The 6,938-nt window shown below is 31.3% G+C and carries 6 protein-coding genes; 5 read left to right on the top strand and 1 reads right to left on the bottom strand.

Annotated elements, in window-relative coordinates; translation table 11 throughout:
• Window positions 1-302 precede the first annotated feature (302 nt).
• Window positions 303-854 (bottom strand): TVP38/TMEM64 family protein, encoded by a 552-nt coding sequence (locus BJ095_RS18470; RefSeq protein ID WP_107937866.1) that lies wholly within the window; start codon window positions 852-854, stop codon window positions 303-305.
• 296 nt (window positions 855-1,150) lie between these two features.
• Between BJ095_RS18470 and BJ095_RS18465 the strand changes: the two genes are divergently transcribed.
• From BJ095_RS18465 to BJ095_RS18445, 5 genes are all read left to right on the top strand, one after another.
• On the top strand, window positions 1,151-1,858 hold the full coding sequence (locus tag BJ095_RS18465) for a response regulator transcription factor (RefSeq protein WP_107937865.1): 708 nt from the start codon (window positions 1,151-1,153) through the stop codon (window positions 1,856-1,858).
• Window positions 1,855-3,270, top strand: a complete 1,416-nt coding sequence (locus BJ095_RS18460; RefSeq protein WP_107937864.1) for a sensor histidine kinase — start codon at window positions 1,855-1,857, stop codon at window positions 3,268-3,270. Before BJ095_RS18465 ends, BJ095_RS18460 begins: the two co-directional genes overlap by 4 nt.
• 64 nt (window positions 3,271-3,334) lie before the next feature.
• Window positions 3,335-5,155 carry an asparagine synthase (glutamine-hydrolyzing) gene (asnB, locus tag BJ095_RS18455; RefSeq protein WP_107937863.1) on the top strand — a complete coding sequence of 607 codons (1,821 nt, stop codon included), beginning with the start codon at window positions 3,335-3,337 and terminating at the stop codon, window positions 5,153-5,155.
• A 45-nt stretch (window positions 5,156-5,200) separates the two neighbouring features.
• Window positions 5,201-6,202 (top strand): C39 family peptidase, encoded by a 1,002-nt coding sequence (locus BJ095_RS18450; RefSeq protein ID WP_107937862.1) that lies wholly within the window; start codon window positions 5,201-5,203, stop codon window positions 6,200-6,202.
• 281 nt (window positions 6,203-6,483) lie between these two features.
• Window positions 6,484-6,765, top strand: a complete 282-nt coding sequence (locus BJ095_RS18445) for a hypothetical protein (RefSeq protein ID WP_107937861.1) — start codon at window positions 6,484-6,486, stop codon at window positions 6,763-6,765.
• The last annotated feature ends 173 nt before the right edge of the window (window positions 6,766-6,938 follow it).

The raw sequence follows: 6,938 nt of genomic DNA, 5'->3' as shown, positions 1-6,938 counted from the left end.
CTACTACCAATTTAGTATAAAGGATAAGGGTTATTTTTGGCGAAAGTGTTCAATCTTATTTAGCGATATCTGTCCATTTTATTTTAGCGTTTACAAGGATTTTATCTTATTCCAAAATCGGACGTAATTCTTGCAAAAGAATTGTGTCTTTTTCTGTTTAAGGGCCATTTAATTGAATAGCTTAGTAGATTCTTACGATATTCTCGTTCTGAATAACTAAAAAACGATAAAAAAGAAACCAAAATTAATAATCTAAATAAGTTTGGCTTCTTTTAAGATGAGCTGATATTTATGTTTTTTTATTAAGAGCATTCTGTTTTTTTCTTTGTTTTCCAAAATAAAATTACAATCAAAAGTATACTAATGATAATTTTCCATTTCGTTTCAAAAAACATCAAACCATATAATGCACTAGCTTCAATTATTAGTGAAGGGATTTTTCCAAGGGTACTTGCAATAGTGAAAGTTCGTAAAGAAACCTTAGACAAAGCACTTCCTAGTGTCACTCCTCCTGAGGGGATAAAAGGTAAAAGTCGAAAACATAAAATTAACCAAAATGCATTCATTCCTTCGGTTTTTTCCAATTGTTTTAATTGAGGATGTTGTAGCCTTTTTTTATTTTTCCATTTATTAAGCCATTTTCTATAAAGGATAAAGCTAATAATTGAACCAAGTGCTTCTCCCAAAATAGAAATAAGTAATCCATTCATATAACCAAAAAATAATACATTTGCAGCTGTAATAAAAACACTTGGTAACAAACCCAAGATACTTATTAGAATATTACTTATTAAACTAAGCCAAATAGCAAAAGGTCCAACTTGTTCAAATAGTTGTATTAATGACTCTTCCATAAAACCTCTCAATCTTTTGAAACTTATTATTCATATTTACTCTATAATACACCACACATATGCGTATAATAAAACCCTTATAAATTCAGAAAGTCACATTTTTTTATAAAATTTAAACATCAACTTACATTTTTTTACATAATACATATTTACTTCAAATTTAATGGATAAATTATAATTAACCCCAAAGTAATTAATCTTAAAACAAAATATTTTTTCATTTATGAGGTATTAATAATATAGATATCAAAAATATTGGTAATAGGTATGAATCAAATTTGAGGGGTTGTTAACATATGAAATCAATTCTAATTGTTGAAGATGAACAATATATGTTGGACTTACTAAATATTCATTTGAGAAATGATTATATTGTTTCAATGGCAAAAGACGGAGCAGAAGCATTACAAGTAATAAGCCAAATTGAATTTGACCTTATCATTTTAGATATTATGCTCCCATACGTAGATGGGTGGACAATTTGTCAAAAAATTAGAGAGAAAAATGATACACCAATTCTAATGTTAACAGCAAGAACGGAGTTAACTGATAAAGTTCGTGGTTTGGAGATTGGTGCAGACGATTACTTAGTAAAACCTTTTGAGTTTGATGAACTAAAGGCACGAATGAAAGCGTTATTACGTAGAACCGACCAAATGAAGAGCAGAGAGGTGTTGAACGAAAATATTCTTTCATTCTCAAACGGTCTTTTCAGAATGGATTTAAATAGTCGTGAGCTTTATATAAATAAGCATTTAATTGAGTTAACCACGAAAGAATTTAATTTACTTTCACTCTTAGCAAATTCGCCAACTCGGATATTTACAAGAGATATTCTATTAAATCAAATCTGGGAAGAGTACGAAGATAGGGACTTAAGAATTGTTGATACTCATATAAAAAATATACGAACAAAGGTAAAAAACATTATGAACGGAGAAAAGTTCATTAAAACAGTTTGGGGTATTGGTTATCAGTTCATTGTACCAGGAGAGCAAAAGTGAAGATAAGAGGTATCGTTGTAAAGTTTGGTCTAATCATTATGCTTCTGTTTTTAAGTATCCTAATCCCCTTTGCAATATTAATTGATCGTATTTTTCTTAATGTTTATTCGCTACATGTTAATGAAAATGTAAATGAATTGGCAGATAAACTCGAAATAGCGGTAAGTCATTCGATGAAAAATGAACCCGAATTTTATGAATATCTAAGTGCAATTACAGATGAGGAGATTGTAGTCTTTAACGAAAAAGGTGTAATCATTTCCAATCATGTTTTTGAATTTCATACGGGTACATCCATTCCGAAAGAATGGCTGAAAACAATGCAAAAAGGTGAAGAATTTGAAAGGGAACGTTTTGATCCAATAACTTTTGAGAAGTATTTTTTTGTTGGACAACCAATTATGGTAAGCGATGAGTTTAAGGGAGGCGTCCTTGTTTTTTCTTCAATTGACGAGATTCATCAAAAAATGCATGCGGTAAGAGATTGGATTATTATTTCAATTTTTGCAGCTATTATTTTGGCTTTAGGTTATGCAATATTTCTTGCCAAAAGACTCTCTAAACCGCTACTAAAGATGGAGACGGCCACTAGAGAAATCGCAAGAGGAAATCTAAGTACAAAAGTACAAATTAATTCAAACGATGAAATTGGTTCTTTAGCTAGTGCCATTAACGATTTAAGTATCGAATTAAATAATTATCGGACGAATAGAAGTGAATTGCTTGCTAACATATCGCACGAATTACGCACTCCTATTTCTTATTTAAAGGGGTATGCACAGGTAATTAAAGATGGTCAGTATAAAGATGAAGAAGAATTAAAGGTATACTCGGGGATTATAGAAAAAGAATCAGAACGACTAGCTAAACTTATTGAAGAATTATTCGAATTGTCAAAAATGGAAGAAGGTATTATCAACTTATATGTTCAATCTATTGAAGTTGAAGAAGTCATCGAATCCGCACTTCAAAAAGTAGAATTAAAAGCAAAGAAAAAAAATATCTCACTACTTTATGAAACAGAGAAAGGAATATCATCCATTCTTACTGACGGACTTAGATTAGAACAAATACTATTAAATCTTTTAGAAAATGCGATTAATTATACAGAAAAAGGAAGTATCTCGGTGGAAACAAAAAAATGTAAATCAGGAATTTGTATCACGGTTGAGGATACTGGCTTGGGCATTCCAGAAGTCGATATTCCTTTTATTTTTGATCGTTTCCATCGTGTTGAGAAATCACGTTCAAGACATATGGGAGGAACTGGTTTAGGTCTAGCAATTGTCTTTGAACTTGTAAAGCAATTAGAAGGAACAATTACTGTTGAAAGCGAGTTAGGTAAAGGTTCTAAATTTCAGTTAACGCTTCCTGATGAACTCCAAAAAAAATCATACAAAAATAAAAATTAATATAAAATTTGCTTTTAGTTATAAGTAAAACATCAATGTAAATATACAAAATAGGAGATAGGTTATGTGCGGATTTACAGGATTTATCGGAGAAGTAAATAATCCGGAAGAAGTATTAGGTGAAATGATGAATCAGATTATCCATCGGGGACCCGATTCAAGAGGGACATTTGTAGAAGGAGTAGCAGCACTTGGTTTTCGTCGATTAAGTATTATTGATTTAGAGCATGGAAACCAACCGCTTTATAATGAGGATAATTCACTTGTACTTATATTTAATGGTGAAATATATAACTTTGAAGAAATACGCGACGATTTAATTGCTAAAGGACACATTTTTACAACGCAAACAGATAGCGAAGTGTTAATTCATGGTTATGAAGAATACGGTGAACAGCTTGTTCAAAAACTTCGTGGAATGTTTGCCTTCGTTATCTGGGACAAAAATAAAAAGAAATTATTTGCAGCTCGAGATCAGTTTGGTATTAAGCCATTTTATTTTGCTTATATGAATCGAACATTGATGTTTGGATCAGAAATTAAAAGCTTTCTACCGCATCCAAATTTCATAAAAAGATTAAATCAACAAGCTTTGAAGCCTTATTTAACTTTTCAGTTTCCTGTTTTAAATGAAACATTCTTCAAAGGAGTATATAAACTGCCGTCAGCGCATTATATGACTTTTGAAAACGGTGAAATTAAAACAACACGTTACTGGGAGCCTACTTTTGAGCCTGTAGAACGTTCTATAGGAGAAATAGTCGAAGAAATCGATGAAGTAGTCTATGAGTCTATAAAATCCCATCAAATTTCAGATGTTAAGGTGGGTTCATTCCTCTCAAGTGGGGTAGATTCCAGTTACGTAGCATCCGTGCTAAGACCAGATAAAACGTTCACAGTAGGTTTTAGTGACCAAAATTTTTCGGAAATTGATAATGCTGTCGATCTTTCAAAAGAATTAGGGATAGAGAATATAAATAAAGTTTTAGATCCTGATTTGTGCTTTGAACAATTAGATGAAATTCAGTATATGATGGATGAACCACATTCCAATCCATCAATAGTACCCCTTTATTTCTTAGCAGAATTAGCCCGTAAACATGTTACTGTTGTACTTTCGGGTGAGGGAGCAGATGAACTCTTTGGGGGATATGCTGAATATGATGAAACCACTAATATGCGAAAATATAAAAAGTTTCCTAGTTTTATCCGTAGACCATTAGGTGAATTAGCTAAACAACTACCCGAAATACGTGGTAAGAATTTTCTTATGAAGGGTGGATTACCGATTGAGGATACATTTATAGGACAAGCAACAATTTTTGAGGAAAAAGAAGCAATTAAAATTTTAAATGAAGAATTCAAAAAAGCCCCATCGGTTAAGTCAATTGTGAAACCAATTTATGATAAAGTGAAGAACCAAGATGATGTTACTAAAAAGCAAATACTAGATTTAAATTTATGGTTAGTCGATGACATCTTATTGAAAGCGGACAAAATGAGTATGGCTCATTCTATTGAACTACGAGTGCCTTTTTTGGATAAAGAAGTAATGAGAGTTGCATCTACAATTCCTACTCGTTATCGTGTTAATGAAAAAAATACTAAATATTCTTTAAGACTTGCGGCTAATAAAACTCTTCCAGAAGCATGGGCAAAGAGAAAGAAATTAGGGTTTCCTGTACCGATTCGACTTTGGCTTCAAGAAGAAAAATATTATAAAGAAATAAAAAAGACATTTGAAAGTAAAACAGCTAGTCATTTCTTTAACCAGTATGAAATTTTAAAATTATTAAACGACCATTATGAAGGTCGTGCAAAAAATCAACGTAAAATTTGGACTATATACATGTTCCTAATATGGTATAGTCGATACTTTGAATAGTATACTAAGTTCGTATTTAAGTTAGGTAGCAGAGGATGTGAATCAATGTCTACAAAATTAAAGGGTACAATTAGTCTACTAACGTTCGCCTGCCTATTAGCGGCTTGTTCATTAGAAAGTGAAATTAAGACAAATACTTTGAATACAACCACAGATACTTCAATTACCAATCAAAATGAAAATGTATTAACAGTCTTAACAGTTGAATCTAGTAGTCGTGAGCCAGTTCCAAATTTGAAAATCACATTATCAGATGTTTTAACCGGAAAAGAAATTCATTCAGTAGTTAGCTCAAATGAAGGTGAAGCACAGCTGAATGGATTGGAAGAAGGAAAAACATACTTAATAACTGCATCAATATCAGAAAGTAACTATCCGTCTGTGGAAAAGTTAACTTTTAAGAATTCTAATCCTTATCATGTTATTATTATGAATTCTAATTCAAATCAAAATATCGAAGTTCCGACAGTAATGCAAAATCCGGAGTTACCGAATGGCTGTGAAATTACATCACTAACAGCGGTCTTAAATTATTATGGTTTACAAGTAACTAAAACAGATATGGCAGATAATTATTTACCACAACAAAATTTTCGCTTTGAGGAAGGTATACAATTTGGAGCTGATCCAAACGTTGCTTATACGGGAAGTCCTTATGAAAAAAGAGCTACATCATATGTTTTTGCGGCACCTATTGTGAAAGCTGCAAAAAGTGTAATTTCAGATAATAATTTGTCTTTGCAAGTAACAAATGCAAGCGGACAATCACCCCATGAAATATTAAATCTAGTTAAACAAGGTGTACCTGTTGTAATGTGGGTAACTCTTGATTTATCAGAACCAAGGAAAAATAGCGGATGGATAATAGATGGTACAGATCAATACCATGAAATGTATCAGAATTTACATGCGGTTGTATTAATGGGGTACTCAGAGAATAAAGTGACAATTATGGATCCACTAAAAGGTAAGGTGGAACATGATAAACAAGATTTCCTGACAAGTTATGAAGAGTTAGGAAAACAAGCAGTTGCTATTCACAAATGAAAATAGGGTTTGAATTTTTATGAACCAAGCTTTTCTTAACTGCTGATGGTTTTTCGATAAAGTACAAACCATAAGGTTTGTACTTTTTATATAAAGGAATTTCTTAATGAGATTAATAGTTACGGAGGTGTAGTATAGGAAAAATAAACCTTATAATTATTATCTTTTAGCATTCTTTTTAGTGGCCAATATTATTTGTTGCAAATAAATTCATCCTCACTAATTGTGAGTTAATCTGCTTTTTTAAAAAAATAGTATGAGATTTAACAAGGGGAACTACTATGTATATTGTAAGTTTGCTTGATAATGAGAGTGAAAATAGAAAAGAATATATACTAAATAATTTCTACATTCCAATTAATTTAATTGAATTTAAAATAGATGTTACAGATATCAAACGAGCATTTGAGGTAGCAAAAAATCGATTATCTAGAATTATTAATTCTATTGAGGAAATTGAAATCAAAGTGATTACTGTGAATAATTGGATTTTTTCTTTTAGAAATAATGAGGATGGAATGAAAGTGGTTTATCGCATCTCTACAAATAATGAAGAGAAATAAAGAATGAAAATAATAGTGAATTTTAATTAAAAATCCTGTGTATGCAGGATTTTTTCTTGTGATAAATTTCTAATTATGTGAATCGGCTACACTAAGTTGGACAGATACTATAAGGGCTAGTAGACTTAACATACTAACCTAAGGGAGCGTGCTACTATGTCACGTCAACGTCG

The organism is Ureibacillus chungkukjangi (assembly GCF_003217295.1).
GTDB lineage: Bacteria > Bacillota > Bacilli > Bacillales_A > Planococcaceae > Ureibacillus > Ureibacillus chungkukjangi.
The sequence above is the reverse complement of the archived record's forward strand: the minus strand, read 5'-3'. Positions and strand labels throughout refer to the sequence as shown.